At 66.1% G+C, this 23091-nt stretch carries 22 protein-coding genes; 9 read left to right on the top strand and 13 right to left on the bottom strand.

Annotated elements, in window-relative coordinates; genetic code table 11:
* Positions 1–41: 41 nt before the first annotated feature.
* Complete coding sequence (locus ACEN9K_RS11615; protein ID WP_056390300.1) at positions 42–1598, bottom strand: circularly permuted type 2 ATP-grasp protein; 1557 nt, start codon at positions 1596–1598, stop codon at positions 42–44.
* A 113-nt stretch (positions 1599–1711) separates the two neighbouring features.
* Between ACEN9K_RS11615 and ACEN9K_RS11610 the strand changes: the two genes are divergently transcribed.
* Positions 1712–2767: a YeiH family protein gene (locus ACEN9K_RS11610; protein WP_495634445.1), complete on the top strand. Its 1056-nt coding sequence runs from the start codon at positions 1712–1714 to the stop codon at positions 2765–2767.
* Positions 2768–2800: 33 nt separating this feature from the next.
* Complete coding sequence (gene pepN / locus ACEN9K_RS11605; RefSeq protein WP_495634444.1) at positions 2801–5419, top strand: aminopeptidase N; 2619 nt, start codon at positions 2801–2803, stop codon at positions 5417–5419.
* A gap of 110 nt (positions 5420–5529) precedes the next feature.
* Here the strand turns inward: pepN and lplAB are convergent, their stop codons facing one another.
* The 6 genes from lplAB to ACEN9K_RS11575 all read right to left on the bottom strand — a co-directional run bounded on the left by lplAB (position 5530) and on the right by ACEN9K_RS11575 (position 10310).
* Positions 5530–6627, bottom strand: a complete 1098-nt coding sequence (gene lplAB / locus ACEN9K_RS11600) for a lipoate-protein ligase LplAB (RefSeq protein WP_018771157.1) — start codon at positions 6625–6627, stop codon at positions 5530–5532.
* Between the two features lie 97 nt (positions 6628–6724).
* On the bottom strand, positions 6725–6982 hold the full coding sequence (locus ACEN9K_RS11595) for a type B 50S ribosomal protein L31 (RefSeq protein ID WP_018771158.1): 258 nt from the start codon (positions 6980–6982) through the stop codon (positions 6725–6727).
* Positions 6983–7149: 167 nt separating this feature from the next.
* Positions 7150–7956, bottom strand: coding sequence for a TrmH family RNA methyltransferase (locus ACEN9K_RS11590; protein ID WP_478223382.1), 807 nt, complete (start codon positions 7954–7956; stop codon positions 7150–7152).
* Between the two features lie 7 nt (positions 7957–7963).
* Entirely contained in the window at positions 7964–8749 is a 786-nt protein-coding gene (locus tag ACEN9K_RS11585; protein ID WP_495634443.1) for a sulfite exporter TauE/SafE family protein, read from the bottom strand.
* Positions 8750–8770: 21 nt separating this feature from the next.
* Positions 8771–9556 carry an ABC transporter ATP-binding protein gene (locus ACEN9K_RS11580; RefSeq protein ID WP_018771161.1) on the bottom strand — a complete coding sequence of 262 codons (786 nt, stop codon included), beginning with the start codon at positions 9554–9556 and terminating at the stop codon, positions 8771–8773.
* Positions 9557–9647: 91 nt separating this feature from the next.
* Positions 9648–10310: a hypothetical protein gene (locus ACEN9K_RS11575; RefSeq protein ID WP_478223383.1), complete on the bottom strand. Its 663-nt coding sequence runs from the start codon at positions 10308–10310 to the stop codon at positions 9648–9650.
* A gap of 137 nt (positions 10311–10447) precedes the next feature.
* Here ACEN9K_RS11575 and serB point away from each other — a divergent pair, with 137 nt between their 5' ends.
* Complete coding sequence (gene serB, locus ACEN9K_RS11570; protein WP_495634442.1) at positions 10448–11341, top strand: phosphoserine phosphatase SerB; 894 nt, start codon at positions 10448–10450, stop codon at positions 11339–11341.
* 73 nt (positions 11342–11414) lie between these two features.
* On the opposite strand, the gene ACEN9K_RS11565 is transcribed toward serB, so the two are convergent.
* Positions 11415–12179: an SDR family oxidoreductase gene (locus ACEN9K_RS11565; RefSeq protein ID WP_018771164.1), complete on the bottom strand. Its 765-nt coding sequence runs from the start codon at positions 12177–12179 to the stop codon at positions 11415–11417.
* Between the two features lie 141 nt (positions 12180–12320).
* Positions 12321–13046, bottom strand: coding sequence for a beta-ketoacyl-ACP reductase (locus ACEN9K_RS11560; RefSeq protein ID WP_018771165.1), 726 nt, complete (start codon positions 13044–13046; stop codon positions 12321–12323).
* Between the two features lie 151 nt (positions 13047–13197).
* Here ACEN9K_RS11560 and ACEN9K_RS11555 point away from each other — a divergent pair, with 151 nt between their 5' ends.
* The 4 genes from ACEN9K_RS11555 to ACEN9K_RS11540 are packed head-to-tail and all read left to right on the top strand — an operon-like array spanning position 13198 to position 15248.
* Positions 13198–13629 (top strand): DUF3099 domain-containing protein, encoded by a 432-nt coding sequence (locus ACEN9K_RS11555; RefSeq protein ID WP_018771166.1) that lies wholly within the window; start codon positions 13198–13200, stop codon positions 13627–13629.
* Positions 13626–13889, top strand: coding sequence for a hypothetical protein (locus ACEN9K_RS11550; protein ID WP_056390277.1), 264 nt, complete (start codon positions 13626–13628; stop codon positions 13887–13889). The genes ACEN9K_RS11555 and ACEN9K_RS11550 overlap by 4 nt, the downstream gene beginning before the upstream one ends.
* The gene (locus ACEN9K_RS11545; RefSeq protein WP_018771168.1) at positions 13890–14768 is read left to right on the top strand and encodes an SURF1 family cytochrome oxidase biogenesis protein; all 879 of its coding nucleotides are present in this window, start codon (positions 13890–13892) and stop codon (positions 14766–14768) included.
* A 3-nt stretch (positions 14769–14771) separates the two neighbouring features.
* A complete protein-coding gene (locus ACEN9K_RS11540; RefSeq protein WP_268003128.1) occupies positions 14772–15248 on the top strand; it encodes a YbaK/EbsC family protein in 477 nt (158 codons plus the stop codon).
* On the opposite strand, the gene ACEN9K_RS11535 is transcribed toward ACEN9K_RS11540, so the two are convergent.
* Positions 15245–16843, bottom strand: coding sequence for an ABC-F family ATP-binding cassette domain-containing protein (locus ACEN9K_RS11535; protein ID WP_056390270.1), 1599 nt, complete (start codon positions 16841–16843; stop codon positions 15245–15247). The genes ACEN9K_RS11540 and ACEN9K_RS11535 overlap by 4 nt on opposite strands.
* 212 nt (positions 16844–17055) lie before the next feature.
* Here ACEN9K_RS11535 and ACEN9K_RS11530 point away from each other — a divergent pair, with 212 nt between their 5' ends.
* Positions 17056–18120 (top strand): spore photoproduct lyase family protein, encoded by a 1065-nt coding sequence (locus ACEN9K_RS11530; RefSeq protein ID WP_018771171.1) that lies wholly within the window; start codon positions 17056–17058, stop codon positions 18118–18120.
* Positions 18121–18148: 28 nt separating this feature from the next.
* On the opposite strand, the gene ACEN9K_RS11525 is transcribed toward ACEN9K_RS11530, so the two are convergent.
* From ACEN9K_RS11525 to ACEN9K_RS11515, 3 genes are all read right to left on the bottom strand, one after another.
* Positions 18149–19162, bottom strand: a complete 1014-nt coding sequence (locus tag ACEN9K_RS11525) for a DUF808 domain-containing protein (RefSeq protein ID WP_495634441.1) — start codon at positions 19160–19162, stop codon at positions 18149–18151.
* A 90-nt stretch (positions 19163–19252) separates the two neighbouring features.
* Positions 19253–19690 (bottom strand): VOC family protein, encoded by a 438-nt coding sequence (locus tag ACEN9K_RS11520; protein ID WP_134164756.1) that lies wholly within the window; start codon positions 19688–19690, stop codon positions 19253–19255.
* 65 nt (positions 19691–19755) lie between these two features.
* Positions 19756–21993 carry an Ig-like domain-containing protein gene (locus ACEN9K_RS11515; protein ID WP_495634440.1) on the bottom strand — a complete coding sequence of 746 codons (2238 nt, stop codon included), beginning with the start codon at positions 21991–21993 and terminating at the stop codon, positions 19756–19758.
* A 486-nt stretch (positions 21994–22479) separates the two neighbouring features.
* Here ACEN9K_RS11515 and ACEN9K_RS11510 point away from each other — a divergent pair, with 486 nt between their 5' ends.
* Positions 22480–23043: a dihydrofolate reductase family protein gene (locus tag ACEN9K_RS11510; RefSeq protein WP_018771175.1), complete on the top strand. Its 564-nt coding sequence runs from the start codon at positions 22480–22482 to the stop codon at positions 23041–23043.
* Positions 23044–23091: the final 48 nt, after the last annotated feature.

Raw genomic sequence — 23091 nt, 5'->3', positions numbered from 1 at the left:
GCCCGGAACAGTGAAAGGGAAATGCCCGACGGCGGCGCGGCTCACTGCTGCTGCTCCGACTGGCGGTCGCGCCAGTTGCTTTCCACCGGCCACACGGAGACCCGTTCACGGACCGTGACGGACTGCCGGGGCACGGTTTCCACCGGCATCTGGGGTGAATCGGCCAGGACCCAGGTGTCCTTGGATCCGCCGCCCTGGCTGGAGTTGACGATCAGGGACCCTTCCTTCAGTGCCACGCGGGTCAGGCCGCCCGGGAGCACCCAGACGTTGTCGCCGTCGTTCACGGCAAAGGGCCGCAGGTCCACGTGCCTCGGGCCGAATTTGTCCCCGCCCAGGGTGGGAACGGTGGAGAGCTGCAGTACCGGCTGGGCAATCCAGCCGCGGGGGTCCGCGATGATCCGCTGCCGGAGGGCGTCCAGTTCGTCCTTGGAGGCATCCGGACCGATGACCAGGCCCTTGCCGCCGGAACCGTCAACGGGCTTGACCACCAGCTCCGCGAGGTTGTCCAGGGTGTACTCCCTGGCCTCCTTTTCCTCCAGGCGGAAGGTGTCCACGTTGGCGATGATGGGTTCCTCGCTGAGGTAGTAGCGGATCAGGTCAGGCACGTAACTGTAAACCAGTTTGTCGTCGGCCACGCCATTGCCCACCGCGTTGGCGATGGTGACGCCGCCGGCGCGGGCGGCATTCACCAGTCCGGGGCAGCCGAGCATGGAATCGGAGCGGAACTGGAGCGGGTCAAGGAAGTCGTCGTCGATCCGCTTGTAGATGACATCCACGCGCTGTTCACCGGCCGTGGTGCGCATGTAGACGCGGTTTCCGCGGCAGATCAGGTCGCGGCCCTCCACCAGCTCGACGCCCATCAGGCCGGCCAGGAGGGTGTGTTCGAAGTAGGCGCTGTTGAACACCCCGGGCGTCAGGACGACGACGGTGGGATCGTCCACGCCCGCGGGTGCGGTCTTGCGCAGGGCCGAGAGCAGGCGGCGCGGGTATTCCTCGACGGGCCGGATGAGCTGCTGGCCGAAGGCCTCGGGCAGGCCCTTGGCCATGGCACGCCGGTTCTCCAGCACGTAGCTGACGCCGGAAGGGACGCGGACATTGTCCTCCAGGACCCGGAAAGTGCCCGCGGCATCGCGGACCACATCGATGCCGGAGATGTGGACCCGGACCCCGCCTGCCGGCTCGAAGCCGTGGACCTGCCGGTGGAAGTGGGCGCTGGTGGTCACCAGCTGGCGCGGGATCACGCCATCGGACACCACGGTCATCTTGTCGTAGACGTCGTTCAGGAAAGCTTCCAGGGCGCGGACGCGCTGGGCAACGCCCTTTTCCAGCACGTCCCATTCGGCCGCCGGGATGACCCGGGGAACGATGTCCAGCGGAAAGGGCCGCTCCTCGCCCGCGTAGTCGAACGTCACCCCGCGGTCCAGGAAGGTGCGGGCCATGGAGTCGGCGCGTGCGCTGACGTCCGCCAGGGAGAGCTTCCGGAGCGCGTCCGCCACCTGCCCGTACGAGTCCCTGGCCTGCTGCCCCGGGGCGAACATCTCGTCGTAGGCTCCGGTGCGGCCTGCGGCCTCGGAGTAATCCTGGAATAGGTCTGACATGTCCAATAGCCAACCATCTTTTTGTTTCGAATTCATTACTGCCATCCATTCTGGCGTGTTGGCGCCAATGGCCCGGTTCGTACTTTACGGGCACTGTCGGGCACAGTAGGTGAGTGCCAGTCAGCAGAAGCCTTCCAGCGCCGGGCCACGGCGGTTCCGGACCCGGGATTGCCCGGCTGGTTCCGGGTCTGCTGACCGCCGCTGCCGCCGTCGCGGCGGCGTTCCTGGTGCATGGGCTGCTGCCGGCCCTTCCTGCCATGACCCTGGCCGTGGTCCTCGGCGTGCTCGCCGCCAACCTGCCCGGTGCCGGCGGCTGGACGGCGGGCCGGGCCCGCCCGGGACTGGACTTCGCCGGCAAGCACCTGATGCGCGGTGGAATCGTACTCCTTGGACTGAAGGTCAGTGTCATGGACGTCCTGGGCCTGGGGTGGCTGGCACTGGTCCTGATCGTGGGCGTCGTGGCCGCCAGTTTCGGCGGGACGTACGCGATCTCGCGCCTGTTCCGCCTCCCGCCCGTGACGTCACTGCTGGTGGCCACCGGATTCTCCATCTGCGGTGCCTCCGCCATTGGCGCCATAGCCGCGGTCCGGCGCATCCGGCATGTGGAAACCGTCCTGCCCGTGGCCCTGGTCACCCTTTGCGGGACGCTGGCCATCGGCGTCCTGCCCCTCCTCGCCGAGCCCCTGGGACTCACGGCCGCAGTCTTCGGGGCGTGGACCGGCGCGTCGGTCCACGACGTGGGCCAGGTGGTGGCCACGGCGCAAACCGCAGGTACCGCTGCCCTGGCGGTCGCCGTCGTCGTTAAGCTCACCCGCGTGCTGCTGCTGGCGCCCGTCGCCGCCCTGGCGGGTGCGCATCACCGCAACGGCGTGCGGGCCTTGGGCGCCGAGGGCGTGACAGCGGAAATGCCTCCGCTGGTGCCGCTGTTCGTGGTGGGCTTTGTTGCCATGGTGGGCCTGCGCTCCACGGGCTGGCTGTCCGGCGGCTGGCTGGACCTCGGGGCCACGCTGCAGGACATCCTGTTGGGTGCGGCCCTGTTTGGCCTTGGCTCTGCGGTGCGGATCCGCACCCTGCTCCACACCGGCGGGCAGGCACTCCTGGCGGCCCTCGCGTCCTGGCTCCTGATCGCCGTGTTGGGCCTGGGTGCCGCCTTCCTGATCGCCGGCTGAGCCAATGAATCAGCACCGTGATTAGATAGCCGGGTGTCACATGAGAATCTGCAGCGCCGTGAAGCCGCTGAACGTTCAGCACTTGTCCGCACCACCAGTTACGACATCTCCCTGGATGTGCGGCAGGCAGCGGATCCGGCGGTCCCCGGGTACACCAGCCGCAGCGTCATCACCTTCACCGCAAACCCCGGTGCCACCACGTTCCTGGATTTCATCGGCAGCGACGTGCACAGCGTGTTCCTCAACGGCAAGGGGTTGCGGGTGGACGACGTGGTGGACGGCGCACGGATCCGGCTGGACAACCTGCGGGCCGAAAACCAGGTCACGGTCACCGGAACAGCGCTGTACAGCCGCTCCGGCGAAGGCATGCACCGGTTCGTGGACCCCGCGGACGGCCAGTGCTACCTGTACACGCAGTACGAGCCCGCCGATGCCCGCCGGGTCTTCGCGAACTTCGAACAGCCCGACCTGAAGGCAACCTTCACCTTCCATGTGATGGCCCCTGCCGGGTGGCACGTTGCCTCCAACGGCGCCGAGGCCAACCGCACCCTGCTGACCAGCGATCCGGCCAGCGCGTGCTGGGACTTCGCCACCACCCTGCCCATGTCCACGTACATCACCACGGTCCTGGCCGGTCCGTATTTCAAGGCCGAGGACCGCTGGCAGGCCACGCTCGACGACGGCACCAGCCTGGACGTCCCGCTCGCCCTCTACTGCCGCGCGTCCATGGCGGACTCCTTCGACACCGCGCAGCTCTTCAGCCTGACCAAGAAGGGCCTCGACTTCTTCAACCGACTCTTCGACTTTCCCTACCCCTGGGGCAAGTACGACCAGGCGTTCGTCCCCGAATACAACCTCGGCGCCATGGAGAACCCGGGGCTCGTCACCTTCACGGAGAGCTACGTGTTCACGTCGCGGGCCACGGACGCCCAGTACCAGGCGCGGGCTAACACGCTCATGCACGAGATGGCGCACATGTGGTTCGGCGACCTGGTGACCATGCAGTGGTGGGATGACCTGTGGCTGAAGGAATCCTTTGCCGACTACATGGGAACGCTCGGTGTTGACCGGGCCACGGACTGGGACACGGCCTGGGTCAACTTCGCCAACAAACGCAAGGCATGGGCCTACGTGCAGGACCAGCTCCCCACCACCCATCCCATCGTGGCGGACATCCCGGACCTTGAGGCTGCCAAACAGAACTTCGACGGGATCACCTACGCCAAGGGCGCCTCGGTCCTCAAGCAGCTGGTGGCCTACGTCGGCTTCGACGCCTTCATCGCCGGGTCGCGGGAGTACTTCCGGAAGCACGCCTACGGCAACACATCCCTGGCCGACCTCCTCGCGGCCCTGGCTGCCGCCTCGGGGCGGGACCTGTCCGAATGGGCCCGGCAGTGGCTGCAGACCTCCGGAATTTCCCGCTTGTCCCTGGACCTCGGATCCGCCGGCGGGAAGGACGACGACGGCGTGCCGGGCCGGGTGGCCATCGTCCAGGAAGCAGTGGACCCGGTGACGGGACGTGAGGAGCTGCGCCCCCACCGCCTCCGGGTGGGCTCCTACGATTTTGACCCCGACGGTGCACTGGTGCGGACCGGAAGCATCGAAACGGACGTGGCCCGCGCGCGGACCGGGCTCCCCCAGCTCGCCGGGCAGCCGCGGCCGGCACTCCTGCTGGTCAATGACGAGGACCTGACGTACGCCAAGGTGCGGCTTGATCCGGTGTCCGAAGCCACGGTCCGTGCATCCCTGGACCGGATCAAGGACCCCATGGCCCGCGCCCTCTGCTGGACTGCACTGTGGAATTCCGCCCGCGACGGCGAAAGCCCGGCGAGCCAATATGTTGACGCCGTGGCCGCCTTCGGTCCGGCTGAGACGGGCATCGGGGTGCTGCTGAACATCCTGGACAATGCAACTACCGCCGTCGAACGCTACACCCCGGCGGACACCCGTGACAGTGTTCGTGCTTCCTTCCTGGCGGCAGCCATAGCGGAGCTGGACCGGGCGGTCCCGGGCTCCGACGCGCAGCTTGCCTGGGCGCGCACCCTTGCCACCCTCAGCCGGCACGATGCAGCAGCGCTCCCCCGGCTCCGCGGCCTGCTGGACGGCACGTTCCCCGTGGAGGGCCTGGCGGTGGACGCCGAGCTGCGCTGGCAGCTCTGGCATGCGCTGGCCGCCAATGGGCAGGCCAGCGCGGCCGGGCTCGACGCCGAGCTGGCGCGGGACACCACGGCCTCAGGCCGGGCCGGACACGCAACTGCCATGGCATCCCGCCCCGACCCGGAGGTCAAGGCAGCAGCCTGGCAGGCCGCGGTCCAGGGGAATGAGCTCTCCAACCAGCTCCTCACCGCCACCATCACCGGCTTCACCACCGCGCCGCCGGCCTTGTTGGAGCCGTACGTGGAGCCATACTTCGACTGCCTGCGCACTGTCTGGGATGAGCGCAGCATCGAAATTGCCAGCCGGATTGTCCGCGGACTCTTTCCCGCAGCGCAGGACCTGGCGGCGGGCACACGCCCTGAAGACCACCCGGTGGTCCGCCGGACGGACGACTGGCTGGCCGCCAACCCCGACGCACCGCACGCCCTGCGCCGGATCATCATCGAGCAGCGCAGCCACCTGCTGCGGGCACTCACCGCGCAGGCCGCCGGGTAATCTACGCGCTAACCGCGGTGCCAATGGACCCGCCTTGCGCAGTAAAGGCCGGGGCCGGTGCGCACGGGCGGTCCCTGCGCATCGAACCCTAAGGCCAGGGCGCTGCCCGGTTACGGGACCCGGTGGAGCCATTCCCTGGTGCCGAACTTGGCGGCCACCCGTTCCTCGGCGGCCGCCAGTTCGTGTCCCGCCAGCTCTGACGGCGTTGCCCCGTAACGCTCGCTGAAGACCGCCATCATCGCCTCGATGATCGCCGTGCGTGCCAGGCCAGTCTGGCGCCGGAGCGGGTCCACCCGCTTCTTGGCGCTGCGGGTGCCCTTGTCGGAGAGCTTCTCCTTGCCGATCCGCAGGACCTCCACCATTTTGTCGGCGTCAATGTCGTAGCTCATGGTCACGTGGTGGAGCATGCCGCCGTTGGCCAGGCGCTTCTGTGCGGCGCCGCCGATTTTTCCCTGGTCCGTGGCAATGTCATTAAGCGGGATGTAGAAGGCGTTGATGCCAAGCCGTTCCAGTGCGGCCATGACCCACGCGTCCAGGAAGGGGTAGGAGTCGGCGAAGCTGAGCCCGTCCACCAGGGTCTGCGGCAGGTAGAGCGAATACGTGATGCAGTTGCCGGCCTCCATGAACATCGCTCCCCCGCCGCTGATCCGGCGGACCACGTTGATGCCATGCCTGGCGACGCCGTCGGGGTCCACCTCGTTCTGCACGGACTGGAAACTGCCGATGACCACGGACGGCTCCTGCCAGTCCCAGAACCGCAGCGTGGGCGTGCGAGCCCCCGCGCCGACGGCCTCGGTGAGCACCTCGTCCAGGGCAACGTTGATTTCGGTGGGAAGCACGGTAGGCGCAATGACGTTCCACTCGTGGTCTCCCCAGGAGGTTGCCTTGGCCAGGGCACGGCGGACGGTGACGGCAACGGCGTCCGCGGAGAAGCCGAACAGCACGGCTCCGGCCGGCAGTGCGGCCGTGACGGCGGCTGCGAGGTCCTTGGCGGGCGTGGTGTCCGGCAGGCCGGTCAGTGCGCGGTTAATGTCCTCCAGTGCCTCGTCCGGCTCCAGGAAAAAGTCCCCGCTGACGGAGACGCCGGACAAGGCACCGTCCACCACGGCCAGGTCAACCACCACGAGCTTGCCGCCCGGAACCTTGTACTCGCCGTGCAGGCGCTGGTTGCTGGCGGCATCATGGGCAGGAATATGCGGCTCGGTCATGCTTTCCATCCTGCCCCAGAAAACGGGTGCACGGTTAAAAGCGGAATGCCCGCGCCGTTGCCGGTGCGGGCATTCCATCAGACCTTGGGGAAGAAGTTTACTTCTTGCCGCCGAAGCCCTTGAAGCGAGCGTTGAAGCGCTCGACGCGGCCTGCAGAGTCCATGATGCGCTGCTTGCCCGTGTAGAACGGGTGGGACTCGGAAGAGATTTCGACGTCGATGACCGGGTAGGTGTTGCCGTCTTCCCACTCGATGGTCTTGTTGGAAGACACGGTGGAGCGGGTCAGGAACTTGGTGCCGGAGGCCAGGTCGTTGAAGACAACAGCTTCATACTTCGGGTGTGTATCAGACTTCATAATGGGACCTTTGTTCGCGCAGCTGGATTTTGCCAGCTGCCAGGTATGAATGGGATGGCTGGGATCTGTTGCATCAGCCGAAGCTGAAAAAGCAGGACAACCAGCTATCCATCATAGCGGATGCGGGAGGGGCTGACGAACCGGTTCACCTGCGGCTTCGCCTACCCCTACCGCGCCCGGAGCTCCCAGAACGCCACGGCCGAGGCGGCAGCAACATTGAGGGAATCCACACCGTTGCGCATGGGGATTTTGACGGCGAGGTCGACGGCGGCGAGGGTCTGGGGGCTCATGCCGGCGCCTTCGGTGCCAAGCACCAGGGCGAGCCTGTCCACGTTGCGCGAGGCGACGGCGTCGACGTCCTCCGCGTCCGGCGTCAGCTCCAGTGCGGCAACCGTGAAGCCGTGGTCCTTGAGCACCTGGAGGTCGCCCGGCCAGTCCTGCAGGCGCGCCCAGGGAACCTGGAACACCGTGCCCATGCTGACCCTGACGCTGCGCCGGTACAGCGGGTCCCCGCACCGGGGTGAGACCAGGACGGCGTCGATGTCCAGCGCCGCGGCAGAACGGAAGATGGCGCCCACATTGGTGTGGTCCACGATGTCCTCCAGCACGGCCACGCGCCGCGCTCCGGCCAGGAGATCCGGCAGCGGCACCGGCGCAGGGCGCTGCATGGCCGCCATGGCGCCGCGGTGCAGGTGGAAACCCGTGATTTCCTCCAGCAGGGCTGCCGAGCCAATGAAGGCCGGGACGTCGGGATATGCCTTGAAGACGTCGCCGAGGTCCGCCATCCACTTCTCCGCCAGGAAGAAGGAGCGCGGCTGGTGGCCCGCAGCCAGCGCCCTGCGAAGGACCCTCGACGACTCGGCGATGTACATTCCCTCGGCGGGTTCGCGGAGCTTGCGGAGGTGTACGTCCGTCAGGGTGGTGTAGTCGCTGACCCGCGGGTCATCGGCAGAGTCGAGGTAGTGGAAGGTCACCGGGTGATTATTTCAGCAGGTTGGCGGTCATGACGGCCAGCGCCACGATGCCCAGGCTGAAGATCACCGCGCGGAGGACGCGCGGCGAAAGCTTCCGGCCTACCTTCGAGCCCAGCAGGCCGCCGATGGTGGAGCTGACCGCAATGAGCAGCACCACCAGCCAGTTGATCCGGTCGAAGGCGAACAGCAGGTAGGAGATGGCCGCCACCATGTTTACGCCGAGCACCAGGATGTTCTTCATGGCGTTGGCGTTCTGGATGGTGCCGGTGAGGAAGACACCAAGGATTCCGACCAGCAGGATTCCCTGGGCAGCCACGAAGTAGCCGCCGTACACGCCGGCAAGGTACACCAGCACTATGAGGAGGATCCCGTGGCGCTTGTCCCGGACGGCGTGCTCCGGGTTGGCCTCGCGGTTGCGCACCCAGTCCTGGAGCCGCGGCTGGAACACCACCATCAGCAGCGCCAGGACCAGGAGGACCGGCGCAACGTAGTGGAACACCTTCTCCGGCAGGTGCAGCAGCAGCCAGGCGCCGGAGACGCCGCCCAGGACCGACGCCGGCAGCAGGCGCAGCACCTGCCGTCCCCGGCCGGCCAGCTCACGCCGGTACCCGAAGGCGCCGGCAGCGGTCCCCGCCACCAGGCCCATGGCATTGCTCATGGAGGCGGTGACGGGTGCCACGCCCAGGGCGATGAGCACCGGAAAGGTCACAAGCGTGCCGGAGCCCACCACCGCGTTGATGGTGCCCGCCCACAGGCCGGCGATGAACACAATGATGCTGCTGAAGAGTTCCAAGGTAGTTGGCGCAGGCCTGCTCTAGCGGCGGGCTGTGGCGGTGTAGCGCCCGGCGTTTTCGGTCACCGACAGCGGCAGGCCGAAGGTGGTGCTCAGGTGCTCTTCGGTCAGCACCTCGGTGATGGGACCGGCGGCCACCACGCCGCCGTCACGCAGCAGCATGGCGTGCGTGAAACCCGGAGGGACTTCCTCGAGGTGGTGCGTGACCAGGACCATGGCCGGCGCGGCCTCGTCGCTGGCGAGTTCGCCCAGCTTGTGGACCAGCTCTTCGCGGCCGCCCAGGTCCAGGCCGGCGCCCGGCTCGTCCAGGAGGAGCAGTTCGGGGTCCGTCATGAGGGCCCGGGCGATCTGGACGCGCTTGCGCTCGCCTTCGGACAGGGTGGCGAAGGTCCTGTTGAGGAGCGGCCCCATGCCCCAGTCGTTCAGCAGACGGAACGCGCGGCGTTCGTCGTCGCGCTCGTAGCCTTCGCGCCAGCGGCCGGTGACGCCGTAGGCCGCGGTGACCACCACGTTCAGGACGTTCTCCTGTTCGGGGATCTGGGTGGCGAGGGCTGCGGAGGAGAGGCCGATGCGCGGGCGGAGTTCGAAGACGTCGACGCGGCCCAGGACTTCGTCGAGGATGCCCGCGGTGCCGCTGCTCGGGTGGAGCCGGGCCGCCGCGATCTGGAGGAGGGTGGTTTTGCCGGCGCCGTTGGGGCCCAGGATGACCCACCGTTCGCCTTCATTGACCTGCCAGTCAACCTTGTCCAGCAGGGTTTTCTTACCTCGGACAACGCTGACGGAGTCCAGTTCCAGAACATCACTCATAGGAGTAGACACTAGGACAAAAAACAAGATGACTGATAACCGGTGTGAAGGCCCCCTAAGTGGCAGTCTCCGGCTGGCGCCGGCTTTGCCCTCAACCGCCGTCCTGGGCTCCGGCCGCCGGCACAGTTCCGGAACGCAGCCTGCCGCCCAAGTACTGCCCTGCCCTGTAATACCAGTAGGGCCAGGCCAGCCACGCTGCGCCCGCCGCCGCTGCCCCGGCCGCCATCAGTGCCGTCCGCAGCCACGCCGGCCGCTCCACGGAGAAGCCTGCTGCAGCCAAGGCAAATCCAAACAGCATTCCACCGCCGATGGCGCGCCCCAATCCGGACAGGCTGCGCGGATAGTCCTCCACCCTGCGCAGCCGGGCGTGGATGGCCAGGAACCATGCGCCCTGCAGGGTGATGGACGCGACGGAAACAGCGGTGGAAGTGTTGAAATCAAGCAATCTCAGGACAAGCAGTGCGGAACTGGCAGCACCTGCAGCGCAGGCTGAAACCGTGAGCCAGGTCATTGGCTCCGTCCACACCGCACGGGGCGCCCTTCGGTGGACTTGAAGGATGACCGGAATGGCCAGCACGTTGAACGCAGCGCCGGTGGCGTCGTTGATGGTGCCGAATACGTAAGGGCCGCCCCGGGGGACCTCGACGGCGTACATGGCCCCCAGGGTCACCGCGCCCAGGGCGCCGGCGGCTGCCGCGGCGTAGGCGCACACTGCTGCGGTCCTGTCGCCGGGAATCGTGGTTGGCTGGTCCATCTGTTGTCTCCTGGTGTCAGGACGCGTCCGTCGGAAACCCAGCCACGATTATGGTAGGCCCGGCAGCAGTGCCGGCGCTATCCGCCTGTCCGCAACGAATTCCGGTCGTCCGGTCGGCGCTGGCTAAGATTGCAGGCATGACTTCGAACGTGACTGCGGTCAGCTATGGCCTCAATGTGACCCCCACCGGGCTGGAGGAGCTGCGTTCCGTCCTTGCATCGCACGGCGCCCAGGTGCTGTCCGAATCGTCTCCGGCGGACGACCGGTACCAGGTCCGCATCCTCGAACTGGCCCTTCCGGACGTGACCGCGGCGGCGCTCGCCGCCCTGCGCCGGTCCGTGGCGGACGCCGCGACCGGAGATTTCGACACGGCGCTTGTTCCAGCCGGTCTTCGGGCCGCTGCCCGGAAGCTGCTGATCATGGATGTGGATTCCACCCTGATCCAGCAGGAGGTCATCGAACTCCTGGCCGCCTACGCCGGCAAACGCGAGGAAGTCGCGGCTGTCACGGAAGCTGCCATGCGCGGCGAACTGGACTTCGCCCAGAGCCTGCACGCCCGGGTGGCGGTGCTCGCGGGGCTGCCGGCCGACGTCGTCCATTCCGTGCGCCACGAAGTGAAGCTCAGCGAAGGCGCCGGGGAGTTGGTGGCGGCGTTCAAGGCGGCCGGCCACGTTGTGGCCGTGGTCTCCGGCGGGTTCAACCAGATCCTTGAGCCGATTGCCGCCGACCTGGGCCTGGACTACTGGCAGGCCAATGAACTTGAAATCGTTGACGGCGTGCTGACCGGCAGGGTGCTGGGCGCGGTGGTGGACAGGGCCGCCAAGGAGAAGTACCTGCGGGATTGGGCCGCGGCGGAGGACATCGCCCTGGAGCACACCGTGGCTGTAGGCGACGGCGCCAACGACCTGGACATGCTCGGCGCTGCGGGGATCGGGGTGGCGTTCAACGCCAAGCCTGCCGTGCGCGCCGTGGCCGACGCAGCCCTGAACATGCCGTACCTGGACGCCGTCCGCCACGTGGCCGGCGTCTGACCCTGCTGGCGCCTTAAATGGCTGTGGCTCCCGCCGCCGGATTGCCCGGCAGCGGGAGCCACGTTCCCGGTACCTAGCTGGAAGGCTGCTGGGCGCCCTTGCCGAAGTAGTCGGCTCCGCCGGCGTACTCGGTGTGGCCGGATTCGACGTCGGCCGTTGCCATGCCGGCCACCACCTGGGCGAACTCCTCCACGGAATACAGTTTCCCGGCTTCCGCGCGGCGGGCCTCAATGGCGCCCGGGGTGGAGCGGTCCAGGAGCGTGGCGGTGACGGTGCCTTCGATCATGTCGCCGGACACCACCACCAGGGAGATGCCCTTCTCCGCCAGGTTGGGGATCAGGCCGCGCAGGGCATCCTCGCCGGCGCGCTTGCTGCGGGCCACGGGCTCATAGGCCGGCATGGTGGGGACGGTGTTGATGAAGTGGGCCTGGTGGCTGGTGACGAACACCACGCGGGAACCTTCCTTCATCAGGGGCACTGCAGCGTTGAGCATGTTCACCTGGGCGTCGCGGTTGAGCTTCAGGGCGTAGTCCTCCCCCATGCCGGTTTCCATGCCGCCGGAGGCGTTCAGCACCAGGATGTCCAGCGATCCGAAGTTCTCCATGGCGGCACTGGCGAGGGCCTGCACGCCCTCCTGCGTGGTGAGGTCGGCGCCGACGGCGACAGCGCGTCCGCCGGCGGCTTCAATTCCCTGCACCACCTTGTTGGCGCGGGGCGCCTTCTGGCGGTAGTTGACCACGACGGCGGCCCCCTCCGAGGCGAGGATCTTTGCTACGTCGGCGCCGATGCCCCGCGATGATCCCGTGACGATGGCCGTCTTGTTGTCCAGCAGTCCCATTCGAGCTTCCTTTGTTCAAAACATCTAAATCGTTGTGGTCTGCAGTCCATCATGCCAGCGGCTGTTGCCGACATCCCTTGTGCGGCTCCGACAAATAAGCGCCGCCCGGCTAGTTTCCTGCAGGGGCAAGGTCCGGACGAGTCAGTGGCCCATGCCCAGGCCGCCGTCCACGGGGATGACCGCGCCGGAGATGTAGGCGGCCTCGTCGCTGGCGATCCACCGGACCACGTTGGCCACCTCGGACGCTTCGGCAAAGCGCCCGGCGGGGATGCTGGCCAGGTAGTCCTTCTGGGTGGCTTCGGGGAGCTCGGCGGTCATGTCGGTGTTGATGAAGCCGGGAGCGACCACGTTGGCCGTGATGCCGCGGGAGCCGAGTTCGCGGGTGAGGGACCGGGCGATGCCCACCAGGCCGGCTTTGGAGGCGGAGTAGTTGATCTGGCCCGGGGCGCCGTAGAGCCCGGAGACGGACGAGATCAGGACCACGCGGCCCTTGCGAAGCCGGATCATGCCCTTGGAGGCACGCTTGATGACACGGAAGGCGCCGGTCAGGTTGGTGTCGATGACGGAGGTGAAGTCGTCCTCGCTCATGCGCAGGAGCAGGGTGTCCTTGGTGATCCCGGCGTTGGCCACCAGCACTTCCACCGGGCCGTGGGCAGCCTCCACTTCTTTGAACGCTGCGTCAACGGAAGCCTCATCGGTGACGTCCGCCTTGACCCCGAGAATGCCGTCAGGCAGCTGGGTTTCGCTGCGGTAGGTCACCGCCACCTTGTCACCGTTGGCCAGGAACGCCTGGGCGATGGCCAAGCCGATGCCGCGGTTGCCGCCTGTGATCAGGACGCTGCGGGGCGCGGAAGCTGTTTCAGTCATAGAGGGGCTCCGGATTCTGCGGCAGGCTGCGCCGCGGTAGCGGGTGTGGTTTGGACTGCCTCCGATCTTAGCGGCAGGCCCGCTGCGGGTTTGGGCAGCACTGCCGATGGTGCGAGAATTGAGGGAAGCCTTTGGAGCGTGATCATTCACCGTGACCCTTGAAAACCATGCGGGACATTCCGCGCCCGAAGAACCGGGCCGGTTCTCCGGCGACACCGAGGTCCACAGCATTACCGACGCTGCCGGCGCGCACTCTGAGGACATGCGCCAGCGGATGATCAAGTACGCCCTGGCGATGGGGATCCGCATGGTGTGCCTGATCCTGATCTTCGTGGTGGACGGCTGGTTCAAGATCATTGCCGTGGCGGGCGCGGTGTTCCTGCCCTGGATTGCGGTGGTCATCGCCAACGGGAGCGACAAGGCTGAGGCCCACAGCGATTTGCTGCTGGATTCCGCTCCCCTGGCCGAGATTGAAAGCCCGGTTCTCCCGGATACGGAAGACCAGCCGGGAAGCGCTGTGCTCCAGGGCGAACTGGTGAAGGATGAGGAGCCCGGGCCCGGGGAGGAGCGGCAGGCATCATGAGCATTTTCGATTTTGCAGCAGGATCGGACCTGGCATCTGAAACGGCCGCCATCTGCTCACGGAAGGCTTGCAGGGCCCAGGCGTCCTGGCAGCTCCTCTGGAACAATCCCAAGATTCATGCGCCTGAACGCCGCAAGATTTGGCTGGCCTGCGCAGACCACCGGGACTGGCTGGAGGACTACCTGCAGACGCGGGGGCTCTGGAAGGAAACGCTTCCCCTGCGCCCAGGCGACGACGGTTCACCCGAGCAGGACATCTGAATGTACCGCTTCCTCTTTTCCAGCAAATGGCTGGGCTATCTCCTGCTGGCCGCGATCTTTGCCACCGCATGCGTCTTCCTGGGCCGCTGGCAGATGGACCGCCGCGCCGAGACGCTGGCCGAGATCAACCGCGTTGTCAGCAACTACTCGGCCACACCCATCCCCTTCACGCAGGCACGGGACCAGTTCAACCAGCTGGACCCGGCCAAGGAGTGGACCCAGGTTGAGCTGAAGGGCTCCTACGATGCCGCCGGCCAGCGGATTGTCCGCAACCGCCCGCTCAACGGGCAGCCGGGGTACGAGGTGGTGGTCCCCTTCCGCCTGGCCACCGGCGAAACCGTCGTTATCGACCGCGGCTGGCTGCCCATCGGAAACAAGAACCCGGGCAGCCCGGATTCGGTGCCGGCACCCCCGTCCGGTGAGGTCACCGCCGTCGTCCGCCTGAAGCACGGCGAGCCGGAACTTCAGCGCGGGGCGCCCGAAGGCCAGCTCGCATCGATCGACCTGCCCACGTACGCCGCGCAGCTGGGCTATCCCCTGCTCACGGGGGCCTACGGCCAGCTTGCGTCGGAGACGCCGCCGTCCGCCGACATGCCCGTCGCGTTCCCCAAGCCGTCCACGGACGAGGGCACACACTTGTCCTATTCACTGCAGTGGTTCGCCTTCGGCGTGCTCATGTTCGTCGGCTTCGGTTACGCGGCCCGGCAGCAGGCCCGCAATGCAGCGATCGACGCCGAGGAGGAGGAAGAGGCTCTGCCGGACGGCGCCGTGCATTCAGCCGTCCCCGCCTCCCGCCGCCGGCCGGCCCCGCCGCGCAAGCGCAAGAGGGCCACGGCGGAGGAGGAAGAAGACGCCCTCCTGGACGCGCAGGGGTACTGAGGCATGACCACGGACGACGGCGGCCCTGTCGCCTTGGTGCGGGCGGCCTTGGTGGGTGCCGGAGTCGGCGACACGGTGCGGACCTTTGAAGCCGGGGTGCCGACGGCGGCGGCGGCTGCAAAAGCTCTGGAGTGCGATCTGGCGGCCATCACCAACAGCCTGGTCTTCGACCTCAACGGTGAGCCGCTGCTGATCCTCGCAAGCGGTGCCGCGCGCGTCGATACAAAGCTCGTGGCCGGGCAATTGGCCCAGGGCCGGATCCGGCGCGCTTCCCCTGCCTTCGTCCTGGAACACACCGGCCAGGAGGTAGGCGGGGTAGCCCCGGTTGGCCACCCGAAGCGAATCAGGACCCTGCTGGACTTGAGCCTCCAGGAGCACGAAACGCTCTGGGCCGGAGCAGGGGACCACCAGTCAATGTTCAGCATCACCTACGCCCAGCTCCGGAGGATCACCGGCGCCCTGGAGCTGAAGGTGCGCTAGGCCAGGGTGATCAGGTCCAGGTAGTCCTCGTTCCAGAGGTCTTCGACGCCATCGGGAAGCATGACCACGCGTTCGGGGTTCAGGGCTTCAACAGCGCCCTCGTCGTGGCTGACCAGGACGACGGCGCCGGTGTAGTTGCGCAGGGCGCCGAGGATTTCGGCGCGGCTGGCGGGGTCCAGGTTGTTGGTGGGTTCGTCGAGGAGGAGGACGTTGGCGCTGGAGGCCACGATGGTGGCCAGGGCCAGGCGCGTCTTCTCGCCGCCGGAGAGCACGCCTGCCGGCTTGTCGACGTCGTCGCCGGAGAAGAGGAAGGAACCGAGGATGCCGCGCACCTCGGCGTCCTTCATGTCCGGCGCAGCGGAACGCATGTTCTCAAGCACCGTGCGGTCGTGGTCCAGGGTTTCGTGTTCCTGCGCGTAGTAGCCCACCTTCAGCCCGTGGCCCGGGATGACTTCGCCGGTATCAGGGGTGTCCACCCCCGCGAGCATGCGCAGCAGCGTGGTCTTGCCGGCGCCGTTGAGGCCCAGGATGACCACCTTGGAACCTCGGTCGATGGCCAGGTCCACGTCGGTGAAGATCTCCAGCGAGCCGTAGGACTTGCTGAGACCGTCGGCGGTAAGCGGGGTCTTGCCGCAGGGTGACGGGTCCGGGAACCGGAGGGCTGCTACGCGGTCCTGCTCGCGGACGGCTTCCAGTCCGCTGAGCAGCCGCTCGGCGCGCTTGGCCATGTTCTGTGCGGCCACGGCCTTGGTGGCCTTCGCACGCATCTTGTTGGCCTGGTCCATGAGGACCTGTGCCTTCTTCTCTGCGTTGGCCCGTTCACGCTTCCGGGCACGCTCGTCCGTCTCCCGCTGCAGCAGGTACCGCTTCCAGTCCATGTTGTAGAAATCGATCTGGGCACGGTTGGCGTCCAGCAGGAACACTTTGTTGACGGTTGCTTCCAGCAGGTCGGTGTCGTGGCTGATGACGATCAGGCCGCCCTGGTGGTTTTTCAGGAAGTCACGCAGCCAGGCGATGGAATCGGCGTCCAGGTGGTTCGTGGGTTCGTCCAGGAGCATGGTTTCGGCATCGGAATAGAGGATGCGTGCGAGCTCCACGCGGCGCCGCTGGCCACCGGAAAGTGTTTTGAGCGGCTGGTTCAGCAGGCGGTCAGGGAGTGCCAGGTTGGAACAGATGGAGGCAGCTTCGGCCTCGGCGGCATAACCGCCGGCCGCGAGGAATTCGGACTCCAGCCGGTCGTACCGGTTCATGGCCTTGCGCTGGACGTCGGCGTCGTCGCTTGCCATTTCGTCATGCGCCTTGCGGAGTTTCCCGACCACGATGTCCAGGCCGCGGGCGGAGAGGATCCGGTCCCGTGCCAGCTGCTCCATGTCAGGGGTGCGCGGGTCCTGGGGCAGGTAGCCAATTTCACCGCTGCGGGTCACCTTGCCGGCCGCGGGAAGGCCTTCGCCCGCAAGGACACGCGTCAGCGTGGTCTTGCCGGCACCGTTCCGGCCCACCAGGCCGATCTTGTCACCTTTATCGATGCGGAAGCTCACCTGGTCCATCAGGAGCCGGGCACCGGCACGCAGTTCAAGATCCTGGACAGTAATCACAGCAGGTAAGGCCTTTCACAACAGGGAACGCCCTGGTCCGCGCACGTACTACGTAAGGGACGCTGGGGCAGCGTGGCCGGAGAACGGCACAGTCCAGTCTACCGTCCGCCGGAGCAGTGCACTTTCCGCGGGAACCTGCTGCGGGCAATTGCTGCTGATGCCGTGGGCGTCACCGCGGCCTGCGGCCCCGGAGTGTCGGAGAGAATGAGGTCATGGAATTCGATCGGCTGCTCCAGATCCGGCGCATCTACGCCCAGCCCGCCGCGTTGGAGCTGCCCCGGGGACAGGAGATCGTGGCACGCTGGCCGGATGCCGACGTCGTACTGGTCGAAAACCATTGGAACATTCCGGACGTGCATGGTGACGAAACCAACGTCCCGCGCTGGTCCCGGATCAAGACAGAAGCGCTGGTCCTTGGCGTCAAGAAGTCGCTGGCCGTCAAGCCCAATGGGCGGTCAGCAGACTTCATCGCACCCTCCACAGCCAACGGCTGCGCCATGGCCTGCGCCTACTGCTACGTGCCGCGCCACAAGGGCTACAGCAATCCGGTCACGGTCTTCGCCAACATTGGCCAGATCGCCGGAGCCATTGAGCGGCACGCCGTTCGCCAGGGGATCAAGCTGGAGCCCAACCAGTGCGACCCGGAACTCTGGGTCTACGACATCGGCGAAAACAGTGACTGCTCGGTCGATGCACTGATCAGCGACAACGTGGAGGAGCTTGTCACGCTTTTCCGCGAACTGCCCAATGCGAAGCTGTCCTTTGCCACCAAGTTCGTCAACCCGGCAATGCTGGACTGGGAGCACGGCGGGCACACCCGGATCCGCTTTTCGCTGATGCCCGCGGACCTGGCGAAGTCCATTGACGTCCGGACGTCGCCGGTGGCGGAGCGGATGGCCGCCATCAACGACTTTGTTGAGGCCGGCTACCAGGTGCATGTGAACTTCTCCCCCGTCATCATCACCGACACCTGGCTCTCGGACTGGGAGCAGCTGCTGCGCCAACTCGATTCGACCCTGACGCCGGCGGCCAAGGAGCAGCTGGCCGCGGAAGTCATTTTCCTGACGCACAATGACCAGCTGCACCAGGTCAACCTGGGCTGGCATCCGCAGGCTGAAGACGTCCTGTGGCGTCCCGATCTCCAGGAAGCCAAGGTCTCGTCGAACGGTTTCAGCAACGTCCGGTACCGGGCGCGGGCGAAGGCGGGGTACGTCCGGCAGCTCACCACACTGATGGGGAAGTTAACTCCCTACTGCCGCATCCGCTACGCGTTCTAGGGTTCGCTCCCGAGGTACGCGCTGTCCGTCAGGCGTCATGCTTCTCCGGGCCAGGGGCCTCGGCCCGGATCGTTTCCGCGTGCTCGTCGTGGCCGCCCTTGGCCTTGCCGAACGGCAATACTTTCAGCAGCGGTCCTACGACTGCCAGGATTACCAGGCCCCAGGCGAGACCGATAACTGCCGAGCACAGGGTGTCGACCAGCCAAGCCAGGAAGCCGCCCACAACCGCAACCCCGGCCACCGGTTGCTCGAGTGCATGGATCAGGTCATAGGGTGCATGCCAGCCGAGGTCGTGTGCCCCCTGCACCATGATGTGCCCGCCCACCCACAGCATGGCGATTGTTCCCACCAAGGTAATGGTGGTCAGCACGGCGGGCATGCCCCTCACCAGCAGATGCCCAAGGCGCTTGGCGCGGGGAGAGTCCTTGGCAGCCAGATGGACCCCGATGTCGTCCATCTTGACGATGAGTGCCACCGCGCCATAGACAAGCACCGTGATGGCGAACGCGACCATGACCAGGATGAACGCGCGGACCCAGATGGACTCGGCGGCAACCTCGTTCATGGAGATGACCATGATTTCGCAGGACAGGATGAAGTCCGTGGTGATGGCGCCCTTGACCACCTTGGCCTCTGCGTCGTGCCCGCGGTCCACCGCCGGAGCATCCCCGTCCTCTTCGTGGCCGCCGCGGAGTTTGTGCCAGACCTTTTCTGCGCCCTCGTAGCAGAGGTAGGTGCCGCCCAGCATGAGGATGAACGGGATGATTCCCGGGACGAACGCGCTGATGAGCAGCAGGGCCGGGAGGATGATCAGGAGCTTGTTCCGGATGGAGCCCCAAAAGATCTTCTTGATCATCGGCAGTTCACGGGACGGGTCCGAGCCCGACACATACTGCGGGGTGACGGCGGCGTCGTCGATCACGACGCCCGCGGCCTTGGCCCCAGCCTTGGCGGCGCCGGCCGCGACGTCGTCCACCGAGGCGGCCGCAATCCGGGCCAGGGCCGCAACGTCATCGAGCAGGGCAACCAGGCCGCCGCTCACAGCTGGCCTCCGCGCAGCACGGTAACGGACCGATGGGTATTGAGGGCTGGGTGCGAGAAGGGCATGTTGGGAGTATATTGCAGCGGGCGCTCAGCCCTTCTTCAGTTCCTCGGCGAGCATTACGATGATGCCGCTGGGCCCCCGGACGTAGGTCAGCTTGTAGACGTCTTCGTAGGTGGCCACACCGCGCAGGGGGTGGCAGCCGTGCTTCGCCGCGATTTCAAGTGCTGCGTCGATGTCCTCCACTGAGAATGCGACGCGGTGCATGCCGATCTCGTTGGGCAACGTGGGTGGAGTCTCGATCGCCGCGGGGTGGATGTACTCGAAGAGCTCAAGGCGGCCGTGGCCGTCCGGGGTTTGGAGCATGGCGATTTTGGCGTGGTTCCCGTCAAGGCCCACGGCGGTGTCCGCCCACTCTCCACTGACCGTCTGCCGGCCCAGGACGGTGAGTCCGAGATCGGTAAAGAACGCGATGGCCGCGTCAAGGTCACGGACGGCTATGCCGACGTTTTCCAGCTTGATGGGCATGGCCAGACATTACCAAGTCGCAGGGGGTTCCAGGCCACCAAACGGACAACGCGCCGGTCCGGTCCTCAGAACCATGAGATGTAGGACCGGGTCGGGCTCCAGTGAATAACGCCGCCCTGGTAGTTCTGGGCCACGCTTCCGTCATTGCCCGTCGCGTATTCGTTACTGGTGGGGTATCCGAGGCGGCCTGATTCAAACCCTGTGGAGGCCCAGATTGAACGGATGCCGCCAACGGAGATGTGGGCCCCTGTTGCCGGCGACCAGATGATGGCGCCGCCCTGGTAGTTCTGGTACACCCCGCCGTCCCTGAGCCCGCCCACTTCGTCGGTGACCGGGTATCCCAGCCCGCCGTTTTCAAACCCCGTGGCCGCCCAAAGACTGCGGATCGCCCCCACCGAGATGTGGGCCCCTGTTGCCGGCGACCAGATGATGGCGCCGCCCTGGTAGTTCTGGTACACCCCGCCGTCCCTGAGCCCGCCCACTTCGTCGGTGACCGGGTATCCGAGCCCGCCGTTTTCAAACCCTGTAGCCGCCCAAAGACTGCGGATCGCCCCCACCGAGATGTGGGCCCCTGTTGCCGGCGAGTAGAGGATGCATCCGCGTTCAAAACACTGGTATCCGCCGTTGTCCTTCAGGCCGTAGATCTCCGGGGTGGTGGCTGCTCCCAGCCCACCGTTGAGTGACGCCGCCTTCACCGCAATGGGAGTCTGCGCGGGTGCGGGCGCAGCCGTGGTGAAGGTCCATGTCCTGTCCGATGCCAGAGGATTGCCTGCTGCATCCTTTACCCCGGCCACGCCGCCCGTGATGGTTGCCGTGTACGTCGAACCGGCCGCCAGGTCGGCACTGGGGTTCAATGTGGCCACTTTGTCTGTGCTGTTGTACGACACGGCGGCCGGCACCGTCGTCGTCCCCGTCTTCAAGGTGAACGTGTTCGCTGTAATCGTCGAGGCAGTCATGGCCTCCGAGAACGTCCCGGTCACGTTCGCCGCCACTGCCAAACCCGTGGCACCGGCAGCGGGAGACGTCGCCGTCACGGTGGGGGCTGCCGTATCAGTGCTGCCGCCGCCGGTCGGATCGTAGTAGTGCCAGTACCGGCTGGTCGCATTCGCATCCGCAAGCACCAGCAGGCCGCTGTTCGCCGTGCCACGGTCGGCACTGTTGAGGTTTTGTTTGGTCGAGGTCACGTTGTGCACATATTGGTCGGCGTCCACGATGCGGGCTGTCTTGGTGGTGGTGAAGCTGATCTTGTCCAGCGGCGTGGACTTCTCGTAGATCGCGCCTCCCGTACTGGTGCAGACACCGGCATCCGTCGTGCCGCTAGGTTTCGGATAGGTGGCGAAAGTACGCAGCCGCTGGGTGCTCTCGTCAATCATCACGATCACGCGGTTGGGACACTCCGCCACGGTTGCGATCGTGTGCGCCGACCACGTGGTTCCACTGAGTGCCAGGAGCTGTATCAGGGGCTGGGATGCTGACGTGTAGGACGTCTTGATAGCGGCGAAAACCCTGCCACCCGAGGAGTCCAGCCACTTCAGATTCATATGGTCATCGCTGCTGCTCTGGCCCGAAACTGCCGCAACGGGGGTGCTCCAGGACGTGGTCGAGGCGCCGTCGACGTGGTAGCTCCAGTACATGCCATCGGTGGAGTCGCCGACCTGCCGGCTCCACATGACGCCCATCTTCCCGTCGAACGCGATGACGGCCGACGTGTCATCCACGGAGACGTTGCTCATCGATGCCGGATGCTGGAAGGGGGTTCCCCACGTTTTGCCGTCCGTGGCGGTCACGTTGAGGTAGATCCTGTTTCCCTGCTGCCACGTGGCCCAGACCCTGCCAGTGGTGTCCTTATCGATGGTCAGGACCTCAACTTTGGAGTTGTTGATCTGGGTGGAACTTAGCAGGCTGTACTTTTTGGTGCTCGAGTCATAGCTGTAGCGGCGCAATGTTGTGGGGTAGTTGGGCTCAGCCGGCAGCTCGTCGTTAACGAACCGGTAGCTGGCCACATACAGCGTCTTCCCGTCCCACAACACGTCGTGGTGGGTGCTTGGGCGGGGATCAGTTGCCACACCCGTATCCACCCAGGAACCCGTCGCGGCATTGAACCTGAAGATGTGGAAATCCGACGTGGCCGAACTCCACAGGTTGCCCCACCAGGAGCCGTCGGTGAACCACAGCGAACTGGTGGCCCGCTTGGTGCCCGTGGGACTGTCCGTTCCTGTATGCGATGGACCTTCAACACCAACATCACCGGTGGCAGCCGACGCCGGGACCGGCACTGCCAGAGCAGCCAGCACAACCAACATCGCTGTCAGGAGGCCGCAAGCCAAGCGATCAAGTCCTAGCAATTGGAAAAGCGCGGCCCTCCTGGAACTATTGCCACGCTCGCCCCTGTGGAAAAACGGACTATAAATCAATTTAGCTCCCCGGAGTCCAATGCCACCGCCAATTATCAGTTCGTTCAGTGTCATTGCTGGGGGCATCCGAAACAATCCCGGGCTCCCCCTAATCCCTGCCCCTACACGTCAAAAGGAACGTATTCTTCGGGTTTCCACAGCAGTTCCACATTGTTATTGCATAGACTTCGATTTTGTGGAGGCCTGCTAAAAAGCATTTTCAGCACGAAGCCATTTTCGTCTGAATTGACAGTTCTGCTGGATGTTTGCAGCGGTGTATGGACTACCGCTGGTGATCCGTTCCGGCACTTCCTATCGCCTGCGGAGCGCACACGGGTCCACCTCCGTCAACCGCCGGTCTGTACAGCGAATACCGAACGACGGGAGACTATCGCCATGCGCAACCTCACCTTCGCCATGAACATGAGCGTGGATGGCTACATTGCCGCGCCCGGGGACAACCTCGGCTGGGGCGTACCGAGCGACGAGCTGTTCCAATGGTGGTCGGACCGGGTTGCGGTGACCGGGCTGGCGCTGTACGGGCGCAAACTGTGGGAGACCATGAGCTCCCACTGGCCGACTGCCGACCAGCAGCCTGGCGCCACACCGGCGCAGATCGAGTTCGCCCACCGCTGGCGGGAGATGCCGAAGGCAGTGTTCTCCTCGACTATCAGCACGGTCGGCTGGAACACCCGCCTGGTCACCGGTGACGCGGTCACCGAAATCACCCGGCTCAAGGCCGGCGACGGCGGCGCCATGGACATCAGCGGTGCCACACTCGCCGGGGCGGCCATGCGGGCCGGGCTGATCGACGACTACGTGCTCGTCACCCATCCGGTCCTGGTGGGCGGCGGCACGCCGTTCTTCACCGCCCTGGACAACTGGGTAAACCTGAGCCTGGTGGAGACCCGGCCGTTTCCCGACGGCGTGCTGCTGACCAGGTACGAGACCAGGCGCTGAATACCCGACGTCGGGTCAGCATGGCCCCGGGCCAACCAAGGATCTCGC

The sequence above is a fragment of the Pseudarthrobacter sp. Pseusp20 genome (genome assembly GCF_059492155.1).
Note: the sequence above shows the minus strand (reverse complement) of the source record. Positions and strands in the feature narration are given on the sequence as shown.

Excerpts from the sequence above, each read along its gene's own strand:
- ACEN9K_RS11615 (WP_056390300.1), bottom strand. The coding sequence starts at position 1,598 with ATGTCAGACCTATTCCAGGATTACTCCGAGGCCGCAGGCCGCACCGGA.
- lplAB (WP_018771157.1), bottom strand. The coding sequence starts at position 6,627 with ATGACCGAGCCGCATATTCCTGCCCATGATGCCGCCAGCAACCAGCGC.
- ACEN9K_RS11595 (WP_018771158.1), bottom strand. The coding sequence starts at position 6,982 with ATGAAGTCTGATACACACCCGAAGTATGAAGCTGTTGTCTTCAACGAC.
- ACEN9K_RS11580 (WP_018771161.1), bottom strand. The coding sequence starts at position 9,556 with ATGAGTGATGTTCTGGAACTGGACTCCGTCAGCGTTGTCCGAGGTAAG.
- ACEN9K_RS11575 (WP_478223383.1), bottom strand. The coding sequence starts at position 10,310 with ATGGACCAGCCAACCACGATTCCCGGCGACAGGACCGCAGCAGTGTGC.
- serB (WP_495634442.1), top strand. The coding sequence starts at position 10,448 with ATGACTTCGAACGTGACTGCGGTCAGCTATGGCCTCAATGTGACCCCC.
- ACEN9K_RS11565 (WP_018771164.1), bottom strand. The coding sequence starts at position 12,179 with ATGGGACTGCTGGACAACAAGACGGCCATCGTCACGGGATCATCGCGG.
- ACEN9K_RS11560 (WP_018771165.1), bottom strand. The coding sequence starts at position 13,046 with ATGACTGAAACAGCTTCCGCGCCCCGCAGCGTCCTGATCACAGGCGGC.
- ACEN9K_RS11550 (WP_056390277.1), top strand. The coding sequence starts at position 13,626 with ATGAGCATTTTCGATTTTGCAGCAGGATCGGACCTGGCATCTGAAACG.
- ACEN9K_RS11545 (WP_018771168.1), top strand. The coding sequence starts at position 13,890 with ATGTACCGCTTCCTCTTTTCCAGCAAATGGCTGGGCTATCTCCTGCTG.
- ACEN9K_RS11540 (WP_268003128.1), top strand. The coding sequence starts at position 14,772 with ATGACCACGGACGACGGCGGCCCTGTCGCCTTGGTGCGGGCGGCCTTG.
- ACEN9K_RS11530 (WP_018771171.1), top strand. The coding sequence starts at position 17,056 with ATGGAATTCGATCGGCTGCTCCAGATCCGGCGCATCTACGCCCAGCCC.
- ACEN9K_RS11520 (WP_134164756.1), bottom strand. The coding sequence starts at position 19,690 with ATGCCCATCAAGCTGGAAAACGTCGGCATAGCCGTCCGTGACCTTGAC.
- ACEN9K_RS11515 (WP_495634440.1), bottom strand. The coding sequence starts at position 21,993 with ATGTTGGTTGTGCTGGCTGCTCTGGCAGTGCCGGTCCCGGCGTCGGCT.
- ACEN9K_RS11510 (WP_018771175.1), top strand. The coding sequence starts at position 22,480 with ATGCGCAACCTCACCTTCGCCATGAACATGAGCGTGGATGGCTACATT.